Here is a 16,423-nt window from a genome sequence, read left to right as displayed (position 1 = left end):
TCAACGGTCTCCTGGCTTGATATACATTGTGTCATTTATCACAAATGTCATTATATTATGTTTAATGCAGAACCTTTCGAGGTCTGTTCGGTTGTTGATAAAACCAGAGCCGCTGAAATTGAGTGATGTGTTACACAGTACTCCGACGTCGGTGGCCTCCTTGAAATTTTTAAGTAGCTCGTATGTGGCTGGGCTGTCTCTGTAAGTGATTGTCTGCACGCGAGCAGTTCCATCTACGTGGGTTATCGCTTTGAGGCGCGGGTCAGTTACAGTGTAAAAAGTCAGCATAAATTTGCTTGATGTACACTCTTCGAAATGTAGTGCTGCGTCTTCCTCAAGGCAAATTGGGGCGATGGGGCGATAGTGTTCTCTGTTTTTTATTTGGTTTAGCTTGGCCGTTGTAGTTTTTAGAAAAGGAGCTGCAAAAATAGAGCGATTACCTAATGCTCGTGGACCTATTTCACATTTTCCTTGAACCCAGCATATTTTCTGAGTGTATCCGTCGGGTCGGGAAGAATTTACGCTGGTTTCTAAAAAACCAGCCTCAGTTAGAGTATCGTCCTCAGCGGCTGGGTGATAGGGTAATAATCGTGATGTGGTTAGTTCGTAAAATCTATCTAGGAATCGGCGATCAAAAAAATCATATTGATGTCCTGTTTGCAAATTCCAAGCGACAAATCTACCTTTGCTGACGGTGAAGATTATATTCTCGTTGATGTTGTATTTACTCATGTAATTTTTCTCCGGATTGGGCAGGTGTGGCCTGCCCAATGTCAAGATTAACTTACAAGTGCCTGTTTATCATTCAGTCTGGTGACCAAGATGTGGTAGGCGTCGTTCGACAGTGAACTAAGATGGCTCTGCATGATAATTTTTTTCATGTGAATCCCTCGTTGTTGTTGGTGAAGCTTGATGGCCTCATGTGTGAGGATAATTTTGCTCTGGTCAAAGTCAATGTTAGGTGTTGTCAGTGAATTCTTATAAGGTTGTAAGAATATTCATGGGTTTAATGTGTTTTAAGTATCAGCAAGTTAGAGTTTTTTCTATTTCATGTGCAGGGTGATCCGGTTGAATTAATTCTTGGTATGGCAACCTTTAATTCTCGCAACGCAAAACCTATATTCAGCCGTACACCCCAATAAAGCGCCTTGACGCCGGCCCAGGCTATTTTTCGCTTCGAAGACCTGACCCCAGGGTTTACACTCTTTGCTCCTGAACAGGAGGAAAGCTGTGCTGACTCATCTCGATTCCCAAGGTCGCGCCAACATGGTCGACGTCACCGATAAAGCCGTGACGTCGCGTGAGGCCGTGGCCGAAGCGCGGGTGCGCATGCTCCCGCAAACCCTGCAGATGATCGTCGAAGGCGAACACCCCAAGGGTGACGTGTTTGCCGTGGCGCGCATTGCCGGTATCCAGGCGGCGAAGAAGACCAGCGACCTGATCCCGTTGTGCCACCCGTTGCTGCTGACCAGCGTCAAGGTCGAGCTCAGCGCCGAAGGCAACGACACCGTCTATATCGTCGCCCGCTGCAAGCTGGCCGGGCAGACCGGGGTAGAAATGGAAGCGCTGACCGCTGCCAGCGTCGCGGCGCTGACCATCTATGACATGTGCAAGGCGGTCGATCGCGGCATGATCATCGACGGCGTGCGTGTGCTGGAAAAGCTCGGCGGCAAGAGCGGTCATTACCAGGCGGATGAAGTGAAATGAGCATCAAGGTGATGTATTTCGCCCGTTATCGGGAAGTTCTGGGGGTTGATGTCGAGCGGCTTGCGGGTGAGTTCGCGACGCTTGCAGATGTTCGTGATGCGCTGGTGGCCAAGGGCGGTCAGTACCAGGTGCTGAGCGAACAGAACCTGATGTGCGCGCGCAATGAAGAGTTGTGCAAGCTGGATGAGCCGCTTGAAGACGGTGACGAAGTGGCGTTCTTCCCGCCTGTGACCGGAGGTTGAGCATGAGCGTTCGAGTCCAGAGCGAGCCCTTCGACCCGGGTACTGAAGTCAATGCGATGCATGCGGCCAACGTCGGTGTCGGCGCGGTGGTCGGTTTTGTCGGCTACGTGCGCGACTTCAATGATGGCCAGGACGTGGCGGGGATGTTCCTCGAGCATTATCCGGGCATGACCGAGAAGGCCCTGGCCAAGATCGTGGTTGAAGCCGAGCAGCGCTGGCCGCTGCTCAAGGTCGAGGTGCTGCACCGCATCGGCGGCCTTGAGCCGGGTGAGCCGATCGTTTTTGTCGGTGTCGCCAGCGCCCATCGACAAGCCGCGTTCGATGCCTGCAATTTCATCATGGACTACCTGAAAACCCGCGCGCCGTTCTGGAAGAAGGAACAGACCGGCGACGGCCCGCGCTGGGTTGAAGGCAAGCTGAGTGATGAAGAGGCTGCCGGGCGCTGGTAAATCTGATCGCGGGGCAAGCCCGCTCCTACAGGGATCAAGGTAGGAGCGGGCTTGCCCCGCGATGCTTTTGCTTGTTGAATTATCATACCAAAAAGTCCAGTATGGAATTATGAGTACAAAATAATTCCAGGCCGACCCTTGCCTGCCCCTATTCCTCTGTCTTGCAACACACCTCCAACAACGAGCGAGAGAGACCTGTCATGAACAAGTTCACCCTGATCAGCGGTCTGGCCTTGAGCCTGGTGGCCAGCAGCAGTCTGTTCGCCGCTGGGGATACCCTGCGCCTCGGCATCGAAGCCGCCTACCCACCCTTTGCCTCGAAGAATGACAAGGGCCAGATCGTCGGTTTCGACTACGACATCGGCAATGCCCTGTGCGCCCAGATGCAGGTCAAGTGTGAGTGGAAAGAGGTCGAGTTCGACGGTCTGATCCCTTCGCTGAAAGTGAAGAAAATCGACGCCGCCCTGTCGTCGATGACCATCAGCGAAGAACGCAAGAAATCCGTGGACTTCACCCACAAGTACTATTTCACTTCATCGCGGCTGGTGATGAAGAAAGGTGCGGTGGTCGATGACCAGTACGCGAGCCTCAAGGGCAAGACGGTTGGCGTGCAGCGCGCGACCACCACTGATCGCTACGCCACCGAAGTGTTCGAACCCAAGGGCATCAAGGTCCAGCGTTACGGCAACAACGAAGAAATCTACATGGACCTGGCATCCGGGCGGGTCGATGCGATTTTTGCCGACACCATCCCGCTGGAAGACTTCCTGTCGATGCCACGCGGCGCGGACTATGCCTTTACCGGCCCTGAGCTGAAAGATCCGAAATACGTCGGTGAAGGTGCCGGGATTGCCGTGCGCAAAGGCAACGGCGAGCTGGTCAGCAGGCTCAACCAGGCCATCGACGCCATTCGCGCCAACGGCGAGTACCAGAAGATCCAGGCCAAGTACTTCAAGTCTGATATTTACGGCGACTGATCGCCGCTTTACTCAAGGCCTGAGCGTGATCAGGCCTTGAGTTCCTTCAGGTGTTTGTACACCGTCGCCCGTCCCATCCCCAGTACATTGGCCACATAGTTGGCCGCGCTCTTGCCCTTGAACGCGCCCTCGGCGTGCAGGGCCAGCACCAGCTCGCGCTTGTGGTCGCGGCTGAGCAGGTTGAGGCTCAGTTGCCGCTGGCGCAGCCAGCTGTTGAGGAAGGTGTTGATGCGCTCCTGCCAGTCATCGCGAAACAGCGCATCGGGCTGCGGGATCAGCTTGCTTGGCGAGAGGAACAGATCGAGCGCCGCCTTGGCGTTTTCGAACAGGGAAATATTCAGGTTGATGCACAGCACCGCCAGCGGCTTGCCGGCCGGGTCGCGCAGTACGGTGCTCAGCGAGCGGATCTTCTGGCCGTCCCAGTTGAGTTTTTCGTAGGGGCCGATGTTGGTCTCGTCGGTACCTTCCTCGAACATGTCCTCCAGCGCTGCATCGTCGCCAATCTCGCGCTTGGACAGGTTGTTGGCGATGTAGTCGATCTTCTGGCTGCGTAAATCGTGCAGCACCACTTCGGCGTGGGGGAAGAACAGGGTGGCGATGGCGTCGGCGATGGCCCGGTAGTTGTGCAGGACGGGATCGGCTTGGGGTGTGGGCATTCGGACGGGCTCCAGGCGGTGTCAGCGCCCTTGCGACAGGGCGCTGGGAGTGTGCCGCAATCGCGGCCGGGCGTCACCCTTGCAGGCGGCGTGGCGACAGCATCGCGGCGTTGAGGCCAAAGCCCTTGAGGGTGTCAGGCACGTCTTCACCGCGCACCAGGGCGGCGCTGGCCTGGCCCATGGCCGGCGAGGTCTGGATACCATAGCCTCCTTGCGCGGCCACCCAGAACAGCCCGGGTACCTGTGGATCGAAGCCGGCCACCAGGTCGCCGTCAGCGACGAAGCTGCGCAGCCCGGCCCAGGTACGAGTCGGGCGACGAATGCTCAGGGTAGTGGCTTCTTCGATCTGGTAGATGCCCATGGCGATGTCCAGCTCTTCGGCCTGCACATCGTGGGGCTCGACCGGATCGGCATTGGCCGGTGAGCCGAGCAGCATGCCGGCGTCGGGCTTCATGTAGAACGACTCATCGAGGCTGACCAGCATCGGCCAGGCATGGCTGTCGATGCCATCGGGGCCGGCGAAGATGAACGCGGCGCGACGCTTTGGCTGCAGTCCCAGCGGCCGGGCGCCAGCCAGTTCGCCGACCTTGTCGGCCCAGGCCCCGGCGGCGTTGATCAGCACCGGGGCGCTGAACGTGCCGCGGCTGGTCTGCACGTGCCAGAGGCCTTCGGCGTCGCGGCTCAGGTGCTGTACTTCGCAATCGCTGTGCACTTCGCCCTGCTGGCGACGAATGCCGCGCAGATACCCCTGGTGCAGGGCGTCGGTGTCGATGTCGCTGGCGCTCGGGTCGTACAGGGCGCCATGCACTTTGTCGCGGCGCAGCACCGGCAGGCGCGCGCAGGCTTGTTCGGCGCTGAGCAGTTCGACCTCAGGCACGCAGGCCTTGGCGCTCTGGTACTGGCGCTGCAGCTCTTCAGGGTCGCCATTGAGGTCGACGGTCATTTCCCCGCGTGGGCTGAGCAGCGGGTGCTCGGCGAAACCCGCCGGCGGTTGGTCGAAAAACGCCCGGCTGGCCAGGGTCAGCGCGCGCACCTGCGGCGTGCCATAAGCGGCGGTGTACAGCGCTGCCGAGCGGCCGGTGGAGTGGTAACCGGGCTGCGACTCGCGCTCAAGCAGCAGTACCCGGCCGTGGCCGGCCAGCCAGTAGCCGGTGGAGGCACCGGCAATACCGGCGCCGATGATGATGAAATCAGCCTGTTGCATGAAGGTTTCCTCAGTCGGCGCGTTGCAGGCGGTACAGGGCGTTGGCCAGGGCGATGTCTTCCAGGCCCAGGCCGATGGAGCGGAAAAAGGCGTGGCGCTGGTAGTTAGGCTTCTGCGCCGCACCACTGATCAATTGCGCCAGATCGCCGACGATCGCTTCGGTTTGCCAGCCATGTTGCTCGGCGGCGATGCGCATCTCGCCGGCGCTGCCGGGGGTGGTTACGCGGTAATCGCAGTAAACGTCCATCTCGCTCAGAGCCGCTGGCGGCACTTCGTGGGCGCGCACCGCGTTGGTGCTGATCGAGGTGATCAGTGCGGGCTTGCTCAACTGGCGTGGGTCGAGCACCGGGGTGGCGGAGGAAGTACAGAGCATGATCACGTCGGCATCCAGCACAGCCTGCTCCAGGCTTTCACTGAACACCAGGCGCGGGTCGAGATCGCTCAGGACCTGACGCTGTTCGGCGGATTGGCGGCCCAGGCTTGGCGAGTACAGGCGGATGTCCTGCCATGGGCGCAGGCTGCGGGCGTAATGCAAGTGGGCGCGGGCAATCGGGCCGCTGCCGATGATGGTCAGGCGCCGGGCCTCGCTGGCTGCCAGGGCATCGACGGCGACGGCGGTAGTGGCGGCGGTGCGCGCGGTGGTCAGCTCACCGGCATCGCACAGCAGCAGGGGCTGGCCGCTGTCCATGGACATCAACAGGGTCCAGGCGGTGACCAGCGGGCCCTGCTCGCGGACGATGTAGGGCGAGGTCTTGACCCCGTACACGCGCTGTTCGGCCAGGACACCACCGTAGTTGATGAAGTCGCCTTTGCCTGCGGGGAACTCCACCAGCTGCTGGGGCGGCTGTACCGCTTGCCCGGCCGCCAGGTCACGGAACAGGTTGCGCAGGATCTGCGGAACATCCACCTGGGCGAGCAGTTGGCGAGCGTGCTGTTGATCGATGACGAGAGGCGCAGACATGCGAAGCTCCATATGAACTATTTTGTCTATTATGGACTTTTAGTTCATTTGGGCAATATGGCCAGGTTTAAAAAGGCTGAAAAGCATCGCGGGGCAAGCCCGCTCCTACAGGGTGATGTAGGAATGGGCTTGCCCCGCGATGGGTGTTACCGCAATCAGTGATGCTTGCGCGGTACCGGCTTGAGCAGTTCGGTCGGCGGCATTTCGCAACTGATCTTGCGCCCCAGCAGCTCTTCGATCGCCGGTAACTGGTAGGAGTCATCCTCACCGGCGAAGCTGATCGACACGCCGCTGGTGCCGGCACGACCGGTACGACCAATGCGGTGTACGTAATCGTCCGGGTCTTCCGGCAGGGTGAAGTTGATCACATGGCTGATGCCGTCGATGTGGATACCGCGGCCAGCCACGTCGGTGGCCACCAGCACGGTGATGCGCCCTTCGCGAAAGCTCTCGAGGGTTTTGATCCGCTTGTGCTGCGGCACGTCGCCCGACAGCTGGGCGGCGTTGACGCCATCGCGCACCAGGCGTTCTTCGATGCGCCGCACTTCATCCTTGCGGTTGGCAAAGACCATCACCCGTTCCCATTTGTTCTCGGTCACAAGGTTGTACAGCAGCTTGTACTTGTCGCTGCCGGCCACGGCATAGACGTGCTGCTCGACGGTTTCGCTGGCGACGTTCTCCGGCTCGATCTCGACGATGGCAGGGTCGGTGGTCCACTGCTTGGCCAGGTTCATCACGTCTTCGGTGAAGGTAGCCGAGAACAGCAGGGTCTGGCGTTCGCTCTTGGGCGGGGTCTGGCGGATGATCTGCCGCACCTGGGGGATGAAGCCCATGTCGAGCATGCGGTCGGCTTCGTCCAGCACCAGCACCTCGACCATGTCCAGGTGTGCTTCGCCGCGCTGGTTGAAGTCCAGCAGGCGGCCCGGGGTGGCGACCAGGATGTCGCAGTGGCGGGCTTCGAGGGCCTTGAGCTGCTTGTCGAAGTCCATACCGCCGACGAAGGTCATGACGTTGAGGCCGGTGTATTTGGTCAGCGCCGCGGCGTCCTTGGCGATCTGTACCACCAGCTCGCGGGTCGGGGCGATGATCAGCGCCCGTGGCTCGCCCATGTAGCGCTCTTTCGGCGGCGGGGTTTGCTGCAACTGGGTGATGATCGAAATCAGGAAAGCCGCGGTCTTGCCGGTACCGGTCTGGGCCCGGCCGATGGCGTCTTTGCCACGCAGGGTGTAGCCCAGCACTTGTGCCTGGATCGGCGTGCAGTACGGGAAGCCGAGGTCGTGGATCGCATGCATCAGCTCGGGCGAGAGCTTGAAGTCATGGAAACGGGTCTTGCCTTCCTGCGGTTCGACGGCGAAATCTTCGAGCTTCCAGGTGGAGGCGGCGGGCTTGGGCTTGCGCTCACGGCGCGGCTTGGCCTCGACCGGTTTTTCGGCGGGGACCGGGACCGGCGCAGGGGCTGCGGCCTCGGTCTCGAGCGGAGCCGACGGGGCAGGGGCCTGGGGTGCTGCGGGCGGCTGCTTCACGGGGGCAGCGGTTTCGGTGGCGAGTTGCTCAACCTCGCTCTTGCCGAACATCTTCTTGAGTGCTTTGAGCACGGTCATCTCATCAATTGGTTAAGGAATGTACGCCGGGCAGTGTAATGCAAGAATCGGGCGCGGCGTAGTGGATTGCACTGACAACTACAGGGAACGCTTCTTTTAGCGCAGGCGTTCGGTCAGCCAGTCGGCGATATCGCGAATTTCTTCCGGCAGCACTTCGTGCTCCATCGGGTACTCAGCCCACTTGGCGTTGACGCCCCAGTTATTCAGATGCTCATAAGCCGAACGGCCCATGGATGGCACTACCACGGGATCGTACACACCATGCAGGCACAGAGCCGGGGTGCGTTGCTGGCAGGCGCTCAGTTCGCGTTCCTCGGTGAAGGTCGGGGCATAGGTCGACAGGGCAATTACCCCGCCCAGTGCTTCTTGCCACTTTATATAGGCAGTGTGCAGCACCACCGCGCCGCCCTGGGAGAAGCCGGCGAGGATGATCCGCGACAGGGCCACGCCCTTGGCCTGCTCGGCCTTGATCAGCGCGATCACCTGTTCGGCCGATTCCTGCAACTGGTCTTCATCAATGGCCCGCGCCGGGCTCATGGCCTTGATGTCGTACCAGCTGGGCATTGCATAGCCACCGTTGATGGTTACCGGCCGGTTTGGCGCCTGGGGCATGACGAAGCGAGTGCTCAGCAAAACCTCCTGCAGGGCTTCGGCAACCGGCATGAAGTCGTAACGATCGGCCCCCAGGCCGTGCAACCAGATCACACAGGCATCTGCGGTGTTTTGTGGTTCGAGAATCAGCGGGTGGGTCATGACTGCTCCGAAAGTGTGCGCGCGCTCTTGTTTGCGTGCATGAAATGAAGGCGCGTCGGGTAAATCCGGGAAAAACCTGTCGCAACGTTGCAAGTTTTCCTATTGACGTTAACTGAAACGCTTTAGCCCTCCAGTGTGGTACGCGCTTTGCTATGAAACTCCTGATGCGAGGTTACACGTTTTGGACGGTAACACCCGTTAGCGGTCCCCAAGGCTGTCACAGAACAGCGCATTGCGCCAATTGACCCAAAAACAAGCCAACACGGGTCGGATGCGCCTCATAAGGGTGCGGTGCAATCCCGGCTCACACAACAAGAGCAAAACTGGAGGTTTGAATGAAGATGTTGAAATCCACACTGGCAGTGGTTACCGCTGCTACCGCGTTGGGTATCAGCGGTTTCGCACAGGCAGGTGCGACCCTGGACGCAGTACAGAAGAAGGGATTCGTTCAATGTGGCGTCAGTGACGGTTTGCCGGGCTTCTCGGTACCGGATGCCAAGGGCAACATCGTCGGCATCGACGCCGACGTCTGCCGCGCGGTCGCCGCAGCGGTATTCGGCGACGCCAAGAAGGTCAAGTTCAGCCAGCTCAACGCCAAGGAGCGCTTCACCGCGCTGCAGTCCGGCGAAGTCGACGTGCTGTCGCGCAACACCACCTGGACCAGCTCGCGCGACGCCGGCATGGGCCTGGTGTTCGCCGGTGTTACCTACTACGACGGCATCGGTTTTCTGGTCAACAAGAAGCTCGGCGTTTCCAGCGCCAAGGAACTGGACGGTGCAACCATCTGCATCCAGGCCGGTACCACCACCGAACTCAACGTCTCCGACTACTTCCGCGCCAACGGCCTGAAATACACCCCGATCACCTTCGACACCTCCGACGAGAGCGCCAAGTCGCTGGAGTCCGGCCGTTGCGACGTACTCACCTCGGACAAGTCGCAGCTCTACGCACAACGCTCCAAGCTGGCCGCCCCGGCCGATTACGTGGTGCTGCCAGAGACCATCTCCAAGGAACCACTGGGCCCGGTGGTGCGCAAAGGCGATGAAGAGTGGTTCAGCATCGTCAAGTGGACCCTGTTCGCCATGCTCAATGCCGAAGAGATGGGCATCAGCTCGAAAAACGTCGAAGCCGAAGCCAAGGCCACCAAGAACCCTGACGTAGCCCGCATGCTCGGCGCTGACGGCGAGTACGGCAAAGACCTGAAACTGCCGAAGGACTGGGTAGTGCAGATCGTCAAGCAGGTCGGCAACTACGGCGAAGTCTTCGAGAAAAACCTGGGCAAGGAAACCCCACTGCAAATCGACCGCGGTCTGAACGCCCTGTGGAACAACGGCGGCATCCAGTACGCGCCACCGGTGCGCTGACGGTTGCGGCCTGCGGCGGCATCCGGCCGCCGCAGGCTGTTCGGTTCCCTTCCTTGCGGGGCATTACATGCAAAATAATATCGGCGCACCCAAGGGACTATCCCTGAGCGATCCACGTGTGCGTGCGTGGCTGTTCCAGATTATCACCGTGGTCGCGGTGGTCGGTCTGGGCTGGTACCTGTTTCACAATACCCAGACCAACCTGCAGCACCGCGGGATCACTTCGGGCTTCGACTTTCTCGAACGCAGTGCCGGCTTCGGCATCGCCCAGCACCTGATCCCCTATACCGAACAGGACAGTTATGCGCGGGTCTTCGTCATCGGCCTGCTCAACACCCTGCTGGTAACTTTCATCGGCATCATCCTCGCGACCCTGCTGGGCTTCATCATCGGTGTGGCACGACTGTCACCGAACTGGATGATCAGCAAGCTGGCCACCGTATATGTCGAGACTTTCCGTAACATCCCACCGCTGCTGCAGATCCTGTTCTGGTACTTCGCGGTGTTCCTGACCCTGCCGGGACCGCGGGGTAGCATCAATCTCAACGACACCTTCTTTATCAGCAACCGGGGCCTGAACATGCCCGGTGCTGCCATGGCCGAAGGATTCTGGCCATTCGTCGTCGCCGTGGCACTGGCAATCCTCGCCATTGTGGTGATGGTGCGTCTGGCCAACCGGCGCTTTGAGGCCACCGGCGAGCCGTTCCACAAATTCTGGGTCGGTCTGTTCCTGTTCTTCGGCATTCCGGCGTTGTGCGTGTTGCTGTTCGGCGCGCCGGTGCACTGGGAGATGCCGCAGCTCAAGGGCTTCAACTTCGTCGGCGGCTGGGTGCTGATTCCGGAACTGCTGGCCCTGACCCTGGCGCTGACCATCTATACCGCGGCGTTCATTGCCGAAATCGTGCGCTCCGGCATCCGTTCGGTGAGCTACGGCCAGACCGAGGCGGCCCGCTCCCTGGGGCTGCGCGAAGGACCGACGCTGCGCAAGGTGATCATTCCCCAGGCACTGCGGGTGATCATTCCGCCGCTGACCAGCCAGTACCTGAACCTGGCGAAGAACTCTTCGCTGGCGGCCGGTATCGGCTACCCGGAAATGGTCTCGCTGTTCGCCGGTACCGTGCTCAACCAGACCGGCCAGGCCATCGAGGTGATCGCCATCACCATGAGCGTCTATCTGGCCATCAGCATCAGCATTTCCCTGCTGATGAACTGGTACAACAAGCGCATTGCGCTGATCGAGCGGTGAGGACAAGCGCATGAGTACCCATGTTTTCAAACCTGATATGCCGCCACCGGTCAAAGCCGTCGGCGTAATGGCCTGGATGCGCGCCAACCTGTTCTCCAGCTGGCTCAACACCCTGCTGACGCTGTTTGCCGTGTACCTGGTGTGGCTGATCGTACCGCCGTTGCTGCAGTGGTCGATCTTCGACGCCAACTGGGTGGGCACCACCCGCGCCGATTGCACCAAGGAGGGCGCCTGCTGGGTGTTCATCCAGCAGCGCTTCGGCCAGTTCATGTACGGCTATTACCCGAGCGAACTGCGCTGGCGTGTCGACCTGACCGTCTGGCTGGCGGTCATCGGCGCCGCACCGTTGTTCATCTCGCGCTTCCCGCGCAAGGCGGTTTACGGCCTGGGTTTCCTGGTGCTGTACCCGATCATCGCCTACACCCTGCTGCACGGCGGTTACCTGGGCCTGGCCACGGTACCGACCAACCAGTGGGGCGGGCTGATGCTGACCCTGGTGATCGCCACCGTGGGTATCGTCGGGGCCTTGCCGCTGGGGATTCTGCTGGCATTGGGGCGGCGTTCGAACATGCCGGCGGTGAAGGTGGTCTGCGTGACCTTCATCGAGTTCTGGCGTGGTGTGCCGCTGATTACCGTGCTGTTCATGTCCTCGGTGATGCTGCCGTTGTTCCTGCCTGAAGGCATGAGCTTCGACAAGCTGCTGCGGGCCATGATCGGGGTGATTCTGTTCCAGTCGGCGTACATCGCCGAAGTGGTGCGCGGCGGCCTGCAGGCCATTCCCAAAGGCCAGTACGAAGCCGCTGCGGCCATGGGCCTGGGCTACTGGCGCTCGATGGGCCTGGTGATTCTGCCGCAAGCCCTGAAGCTGGTAATCCCCGGCATCGTCAACACCTTCATTGCCCTGTTCAAGGACACGAGCCTGGTGATCATCATCGGCCTCTTTGACCTGCTCAACAGCGTCAAGCAGGCCGCTGCCGACCCGGCCTGGCTGGGCATGGCGACCGAGGGCTATGTGTTTGCCGCCCTGGTTTTCTGGATTTTCTGTTTCGGTATGTCCCGCTACTCCATGCATCTGGAGCGCAAGCTGGACACAGGCCACAAGCGTTAGGAGTGTTCCCATGAGTGAAGTGATCAAACAGCCTGTGAGCCCTGAAGGCATTATTCAGATGCAGGGCGTGAACAAGTGGTACGGCCAGTTCCACGTGCTCAAGGACATCAACCTGAACGTGCGTCAGGGCGAGCGCATTGTGCTGTGCGGGCCGTCGGGCTCGGGCAAGTCGACCACCATCCGCTGCCTCAACCGCCTGGAAGAGCACCAGCAGGGGCGCATCGTCGTCGATGGCGTGGAGCTGACCAACGACCTCAAGCAGATCGAAGCGATCCGCCGCGAAGTCGGCATGGTGTTCCAGCATTTCAACCTGTTCCCGCACCTGACCATCCTGCAGAACTGCACCCTGGCGCCGATGTGGGTGCGCAAGATGCCCAAGCGCAAGGCCGAGGAAATCGCCATGCACTATCTTGAACGGGTACGTATTCCGGAGCAGGCCAACAAGTTTCCGGGGCAGCTTTCCGGTGGTCAGCAGCAACGGGTAGCGATTGCCCGGGCGCTGTGCATGAAGCCAAAGATCATGCTCTTCGACGAACCGACCTCGGCGCTGGACCCGGAGATGGTCAAGGAAGTGCTCGATACCATGGTTGGCCTTGCCGAAGATGGCATGACCATGCTCTGCGTGACCCACGAGATGGGCTTTGCCCGCACCGTAGCGAACCGGGTGATCTTTATGGACAAGGGCGAGATTGTGGAGCAGGCAGCGCCGGACGACTTCTTCGACCGGCCGCAGAATGAGCGGACCAAGTTGTTCTTGAGCCAGATTCTGCACTGACCCATTGGGGCTGCTTTGCAGCCCATCGCCGGCAAGGCCGGCTCACACACTGGATCTGTAGGAGCCGGCCTTGCCGGCGATGGGCTGTGAAACAGCCCGCTTCTTTGTAGAAGGTCAGTTTTCTTCTTTGGCCGCCGGTGCCGGCGGCGGACGCAAGCCGATCTCGGCGGTCAGCTTGAGCTCCTTGCCGTTGCGCATGACCTGAATCGCTACCTTGTCATTGGGCTTGATCCGCGCCACCTGGTTCATCGAGCGGCGACCATCGCCGGCTGGTTCGCCATTGATGCTGAGGATCACGTCACCCAGCTCCAGGCCGGCCTTCTGCGCCGGACCATCACGGAAAATCCCCGCCACGACAATGCCCGGGCGCCCCTGCATGCCGAACGACTCGGCCAGTTCCTGGCTCAGCGGCTGCACCTCGATACCCAGCCAGCCACGAATCACCTGGCCGTGCTCGATAATCGACTTCATTACCTCCAGCGCCAGCTTGGTCGGGATGGCAAAGCCGATGCCTTGCGAGCCTCCGGACTTGGAGAAGATCGCCGTGTTGATACCGGTCAGGTTGCCGTTGGCGTCGACCAGCGCGCCACCGGAGTTGCCCGGGTTGATTGCGGCGTCAGTCTGGATGAAGTCTTCGTAGTTGTTCAGGCCCAACTGGTTGCGCCCGGTGGCGCTGATGATGCCCATGGTCACGGTCTGGCCGACACCGAAGGGGTTGCCGATGGCCAGGGCGACGTCGCCGATGTGAATATTGTCGGAGCGGCCGATAGTGATCGACGGCAGGTTCTTCAGGTCGATCTTCAGCACTGCCAGGTCGGTTTCCGGGTCGCTGCCGATGACCCGCGCCAGTGTTTCGCGGCCGTCCTTGAGCGCCACCACGATCTGGTCGGCACCGGAGGTCACGTGGTTGTTGGTCAGCAGGTAGCCTTCCGGGCTCATGATCACTGCCGACCCCAGGCTCGACTCCCAGCGGCGCTGCTTGGGCAGGTTGTCACCGAAGAAGCGGCGGAACTGCGGGTCTTCGAACAGCGGGTGGGCGGTCTTGTTGACCACCTTGGTGGTGTACAGGTTGGCCACCGCCGGGGCGGCGATGCTCACGGCGTCGGCGTAGGACACCGGCCCCTGCATGATCCGCGTGGTCTGCGGAGCTTGCTGCAGGTTGACGTCCTGGCTGGGCAGGCCGACCCATTGCGGAAAGCGCTGGATGACCAACAGGGCGATCAGCACGCCGACCAGCAGCGGCCAGCCAAAGTAACGCAAAGCCTTGAACATTGAACGAATCCTGGGAGTTGGCAGAGGGCCGATGACAGCTGGGAGCGTGAACGCGCGCGATCATACTGCGCTGCAGCTTGTGCAGGAACTGTTAAATCGTCACGAAAGCCAACAATGCAGGCCCCCAGGCAACTGCCGTCGGTTTCCCCAAACCCGGCGACGGCCCATAATGGCGGTCATTATACGGGGCCTTGGGCCGCGCTGAACTGCGAAAATGAGGAGTCTTTCCATGGCTGTTGCCCTGAGTACCCTGGTCGAGGAAGCCGAACGCTACCTCGGCAGCGCCAAAATCCAGGACTACTGCCCCAACGGCCTGCAGGTCGAGGGCCGCCCGCAGGTGACCCGCATCGTCAGCGGTGTTACCGCAAGCCAGGCCTTGCTCGACGCCGCGGTCGAGGCCGACGCCGACCTGGTGCTGGTGCACCACGGCTATTTCTGGAAGGGCGAGAACCCGTGCATCACCGGCATGAAGCAGCGCCGGTTGAAAACCCTGTTGAAAAACGACTTGAGCCTGCTGTCCTACCACCTGCCGCTGGATCTGCACCCGGAAGTAGGTAACAACGTGCAACTGGCGCGTCAGCTCGACATCACCGTCGAAGGCCCGCTGGACCCGCAGAACCCACGTATCGTCGGCCTGGTCGGCTCGCTCGCCGAACCGATGTCAACGCGGGATTTTGCCCGCAAGGTGCAGGAGGTGATGGGCCGCGAGCCGCTGCTGATCGAAGGCGAGCAGATCATCCGTCGGGTTGGCTGGTGCACCGGCGGCGGCCAGGGCTACATCGACCAGGCGATTGCCGCCGGCGTCGACCTGTACCTGAGTGGCGAAGCCTCCGAGCAAACCTTCCACAGCGCCCGCGAGAACGGCATCAGTTTCATCGCCGCTGGCCACCATGCCACGGAGCGCTATGGGGTGCAGGCGCTGGGCGATTACCTGGCCCGACGGTTTGCCCTGGAGCACCTGTTCATCGACTGTCCGAACCCTATATAAAGCTAAAACGGCAGGGCATATTCTTATACTGTTTCGTTCTAGTTGGCTGCCTAAATAGAATCGGGTGCTGTGATAAAGTGGCCCGCTCGAACACGGCCCGCTGGCCGTCCATAAGATCGTATTTCCGTGAGTAACCATGGTCGACAAACTGACGCATTTGAAACAGTTGGAGGCGGAAAGCATCCACATCATTCGTGAGGTGGCCGCCGAGTTCGATAACCCGGTGATGCTGTACTCGATTGGCAAGGACTCGGCCGTGATGCTGCACCTGGCGCGCAAGGCCTTCTTCCCGGGCAAGCTGCCGTTCCCGGTGATGCACGTCGACACCCAGTGGAAATTCCAGGAGATGTACAGCTTCCGCGACAAGATGGTCGAGGAAATGGGCCTGGAGCTGATCACTCACGTCAACCCGGACGGCGTCGCCCAGGGTATAAACCCGTTCACCCACGGCAGTGCCAAGCACACCGACATCATGAAGACCGAGGGCCTCAAGCAGGCGCTCGACAAATACGGCTTCGACGCCGCCTTCGGTGGCGCGCGCCGCGACGAAGAGAAGTCGCGGGCCAAGGAACGGGTCTACTCGTTCCGTGACAGCAAGCACCGCTGGGACCCGAAGAACCAGCGTCCGGAGCTGTGGAACGTCTACAACGGCAAGGTCAACAAGGGCGAGTCGATTCGCGTGTTCCCGCTGTCGAACTGGACCGAGCTGGACATCTGGCAGTACATCTACCTCGAAGGCATCCCGATCGTGCCGCTGTACTTCGCTGCCGAGCGTGAAGTGATCGAGAAGAACGGTACCCTGATTATGATCGACGACGCGCGCATCCTCGAGCACCTATCGGAGGAAGAAAAGGCCCGTATCGTCAAGAAGAAGGTGCGTTTCCGTACCCTTGGCTGCTACCCGTTGACGGGCGCTGTGGAGTCGGAGGCCGAAAGCCTCACCGACATCATTCAGGAAATGCTCCTGACGCGCACTTCCGAGCGCCAGGGCCGTGTCATCGACCACGATGGCGCCGGCTCCATGGAAGACAAAAAACGGCAAGGGTACTTCTAAGCTTCAAGTTACAAGCGGCAAGCTGCAAGTTGGAAGCAAGGTGCGTAGCTTCTGGGTTTTGTCGGC

At 60.4% G+C, this 16,423-nt stretch carries 17 protein-coding genes; 10 read left to right on the top strand and 7 right to left on the bottom strand.

Features of this window, described 5'->3' with window-relative positions; translation table 11 throughout:
• Complete coding sequence (locus tag ABIE20_RS05555; RefSeq protein ID WP_429503459.1) at nt 1-732, bottom strand: carbamoyltransferase C-terminal domain-containing protein; 732 nt, start codon at nt 730-732, stop codon at nt 1-3.
• 498 nt (nt 733-1,230) lie between these two features.
• Here ABIE20_RS05555 and moaC point away from each other — a divergent pair, with 498 nt between their 5' ends.
• From moaC to ABIE20_RS05535, 4 genes are all read left to right on the top strand, one after another.
• Nucleotides 1,231-1,707: a cyclic pyranopterin monophosphate synthase MoaC gene (gene moaC, locus ABIE20_RS05550; protein ID WP_010220726.1), complete on the top strand. Its 477-nt coding sequence runs from the start codon at nt 1,231-1,233 to the stop codon at nt 1,705-1,707.
• Complete coding sequence (gene moaD / locus ABIE20_RS05545) at nt 1,704-1,949, top strand: molybdopterin converting factor subunit 1 (protein WP_429503457.1); 246 nt, start codon at nt 1,704-1,706, stop codon at nt 1,947-1,949. The genes moaC and moaD overlap by 4 nt, the downstream gene beginning before the upstream one ends.
• A 2-nt stretch (nt 1,950-1,951) precedes the next feature.
• Nucleotides 1,952-2,398 (top strand): molybdopterin synthase catalytic subunit MoaE, encoded by a 447-nt coding sequence (gene moaE, locus ABIE20_RS05540; RefSeq protein ID WP_429503455.1) that lies wholly within the window; start codon nt 1,952-1,954, stop codon nt 2,396-2,398.
• A 200-nt stretch (nt 2,399-2,598) separates the two neighbouring features.
• On the top strand, nt 2,599-3,375 hold the full coding sequence (locus ABIE20_RS05535) for an ABC transporter substrate-binding protein (RefSeq protein WP_429503453.1): 777 nt from the start codon (nt 2,599-2,601) through the stop codon (nt 3,373-3,375).
• A 29-nt stretch (nt 3,376-3,404) separates the two neighbouring features.
• Here the strand turns inward: ABIE20_RS05535 and ABIE20_RS05530 are convergent, their stop codons facing one another.
• The 5 genes from ABIE20_RS05530 to ABIE20_RS05510 form a co-directional block, all read right to left on the bottom strand.
• On the bottom strand, nt 3,405-4,031 hold the full coding sequence (locus ABIE20_RS05530; RefSeq protein WP_045197259.1) for a helix-turn-helix transcriptional regulator: 627 nt from the start codon (nt 4,029-4,031) through the stop codon (nt 3,405-3,407).
• A 73-nt stretch (nt 4,032-4,104) separates the two neighbouring features.
• Nucleotides 4,105-5,235, bottom strand: a complete 1,131-nt coding sequence (locus tag ABIE20_RS05525; protein WP_429503451.1) for an NAD(P)/FAD-dependent oxidoreductase — start codon at nt 5,233-5,235, stop codon at nt 4,105-4,107.
• Nucleotides 5,236-5,245: 10 nt separating this feature from the next.
• A complete protein-coding gene (locus ABIE20_RS05520; protein WP_429503450.1) occupies nt 5,246-6,196 on the bottom strand; it encodes an ornithine cyclodeaminase family protein in 951 nt (316 codons plus the stop codon).
• Between the two features lie 155 nt (nt 6,197-6,351).
• Nucleotides 6,352-7,791 (bottom strand): ATP-dependent RNA helicase RhlB, encoded by a 1,440-nt coding sequence (gene rhlB / locus ABIE20_RS05515; RefSeq protein ID WP_429503448.1) that lies wholly within the window; start codon nt 7,789-7,791, stop codon nt 6,352-6,354.
• Between the two features lie 102 nt (nt 7,792-7,893).
• Nucleotides 7,894-8,550, bottom strand: coding sequence for an alpha/beta hydrolase (locus ABIE20_RS05510; protein ID WP_429503446.1), 657 nt, complete (start codon nt 8,548-8,550; stop codon nt 7,894-7,896).
• 335 nt (nt 8,551-8,885) lie between these two features.
• Between ABIE20_RS05510 and ABIE20_RS05505 the strand changes: the two genes are divergently transcribed.
• The 4 genes from ABIE20_RS05505 (at nt 8,886) to ABIE20_RS05490 (ending at nt 13,043) form a co-directional block, all read left to right on the top strand.
• Entirely contained in the window at nt 8,886-9,914 is a 1,029-nt protein-coding gene (locus ABIE20_RS05505; protein ID WP_038998832.1) for an amino acid ABC transporter substrate-binding protein, read from the top strand.
• A 67-nt stretch (nt 9,915-9,981) separates the two neighbouring features.
• Complete coding sequence (locus ABIE20_RS05500; protein WP_429503443.1) at nt 9,982-11,160, top strand: amino acid ABC transporter permease; 1,179 nt, start codon at nt 9,982-9,984, stop codon at nt 11,158-11,160.
• 10 nt (nt 11,161-11,170) lie between these two features.
• Entirely contained in the window at nt 11,171-12,268 is a 1,098-nt protein-coding gene (locus ABIE20_RS05495; protein ID WP_429503441.1) for an amino acid ABC transporter permease, read from the top strand.
• A gap of 10 nt (nt 12,269-12,278) precedes the next feature.
• The gene (locus ABIE20_RS05490) at nt 12,279-13,043 is read left to right on the top strand and encodes an amino acid ABC transporter ATP-binding protein (protein ID WP_429503439.1); all 765 of its coding nucleotides are present in this window, start codon (nt 12,279-12,281) and stop codon (nt 13,041-13,043) included.
• Nucleotides 13,044-13,157: 114 nt separating this feature from the next.
• Here the strand turns inward: ABIE20_RS05490 and algW are convergent, their stop codons facing one another.
• Nucleotides 13,158-14,315, bottom strand: a complete 1,158-nt coding sequence (gene algW, locus ABIE20_RS05485) for a Do family serine endopeptidase AlgW (protein ID WP_010220741.1) — start codon at nt 14,313-14,315, stop codon at nt 13,158-13,160.
• A 229-nt stretch (nt 14,316-14,544) separates the two neighbouring features.
• Here algW and ABIE20_RS05480 point away from each other — a divergent pair, with 229 nt between their 5' ends.
• Complete coding sequence (locus ABIE20_RS05480; protein ID WP_429503437.1) at nt 14,545-15,303, top strand: Nif3-like dinuclear metal center hexameric protein; 759 nt, start codon at nt 14,545-14,547, stop codon at nt 15,301-15,303.
• A gap of 136 nt (nt 15,304-15,439) precedes the next feature.
• Complete coding sequence (gene cysD, locus ABIE20_RS05475; RefSeq protein ID WP_038998836.1) at nt 15,440-16,357, top strand: sulfate adenylyltransferase subunit CysD; 918 nt, start codon at nt 15,440-15,442, stop codon at nt 16,355-16,357.
• The last annotated feature ends 66 nt before the right edge of the window (nt 16,358-16,423 follow it).

It is taken from the genome of Pseudomonas sp. 2835 (assembly GCF_050435905.1).
Taxonomy (GTDB): Bacteria; Pseudomonadota; Gammaproteobacteria; order Pseudomonadales; family Pseudomonadaceae; genus Aquipseudomonas.
The sequence above is the reverse complement of the archived record's forward strand: the minus strand, read 5'-3'. Positions and strand labels throughout refer to the sequence as shown.

Bases quoted from the DNA above. Each gene is read 5' to 3' on its own strand.
- ABIE20_RS05525 (WP_429503451.1), bottom strand. From the start codon at position 5,235: ATGCAACAGGCTGATTTCATCATCATCGGCGCCGGTATTGCCGGTGCC.
- ABIE20_RS05480 (WP_429503437.1), top strand. From the start codon at position 14,545: ATGGCTGTTGCCCTGAGTACCCTGGTCGAGGAAGCCGAACGCTACCTC.
- ABIE20_RS05500 (WP_429503443.1), top strand. From the start codon at position 9,982: ATGCAAAATAATATCGGCGCACCCAAGGGACTATCCCTGAGCGATCCA.
- ABIE20_RS05490 (WP_429503439.1), top strand. From the start codon at position 12,279: ATGAGTGAAGTGATCAAACAGCCTGTGAGCCCTGAAGGCATTATTCAG.
- moaE (WP_429503455.1), top strand. From the start codon at position 1,952: ATGAGCGTTCGAGTCCAGAGCGAGCCCTTCGACCCGGGTACTGAAGTC.
- algW (WP_010220741.1), bottom strand. From the start codon at position 14,315: ATGTTCAAGGCTTTGCGTTACTTTGGCTGGCCGCTGCTGGTCGGCGTG.
- ABIE20_RS05520 (WP_429503450.1), bottom strand. From the start codon at position 6,196: ATGTCTGCGCCTCTCGTCATCGATCAACAGCACGCTCGCCAACTGCTC.
- ABIE20_RS05495 (WP_429503441.1), top strand. From the start codon at position 11,171: ATGAGTACCCATGTTTTCAAACCTGATATGCCGCCACCGGTCAAAGCC.
- ABIE20_RS05555 (WP_429503459.1), bottom strand. From the start codon at position 732: ATGAGTAAATACAACATCAACGAGAATATAATCTTCACCGTCAGCAAA.
- ABIE20_RS05535 (WP_429503453.1), top strand. From the start codon at position 2,599: ATGAACAAGTTCACCCTGATCAGCGGTCTGGCCTTGAGCCTGGTGGCC.
- moaD (WP_429503457.1), top strand. From the start codon at position 1,704: ATGAGCATCAAGGTGATGTATTTCGCCCGTTATCGGGAAGTTCTGGGG.
- cysD (WP_038998836.1), top strand. From the start codon at position 15,440: ATGGTCGACAAACTGACGCATTTGAAACAGTTGGAGGCGGAAAGCATC.
- ABIE20_RS05510 (WP_429503446.1), bottom strand. From the start codon at position 8,550: ATGACCCACCCGCTGATTCTCGAACCACAAAACACCGCAGATGCCTGT.
- ABIE20_RS05505 (WP_038998832.1), top strand. From the start codon at position 8,886: ATGAAGATGTTGAAATCCACACTGGCAGTGGTTACCGCTGCTACCGCG.
- ABIE20_RS05530 (WP_045197259.1), bottom strand. From the start codon at position 4,031: ATGCCCACACCCCAAGCCGATCCCGTCCTGCACAACTACCGGGCCATC.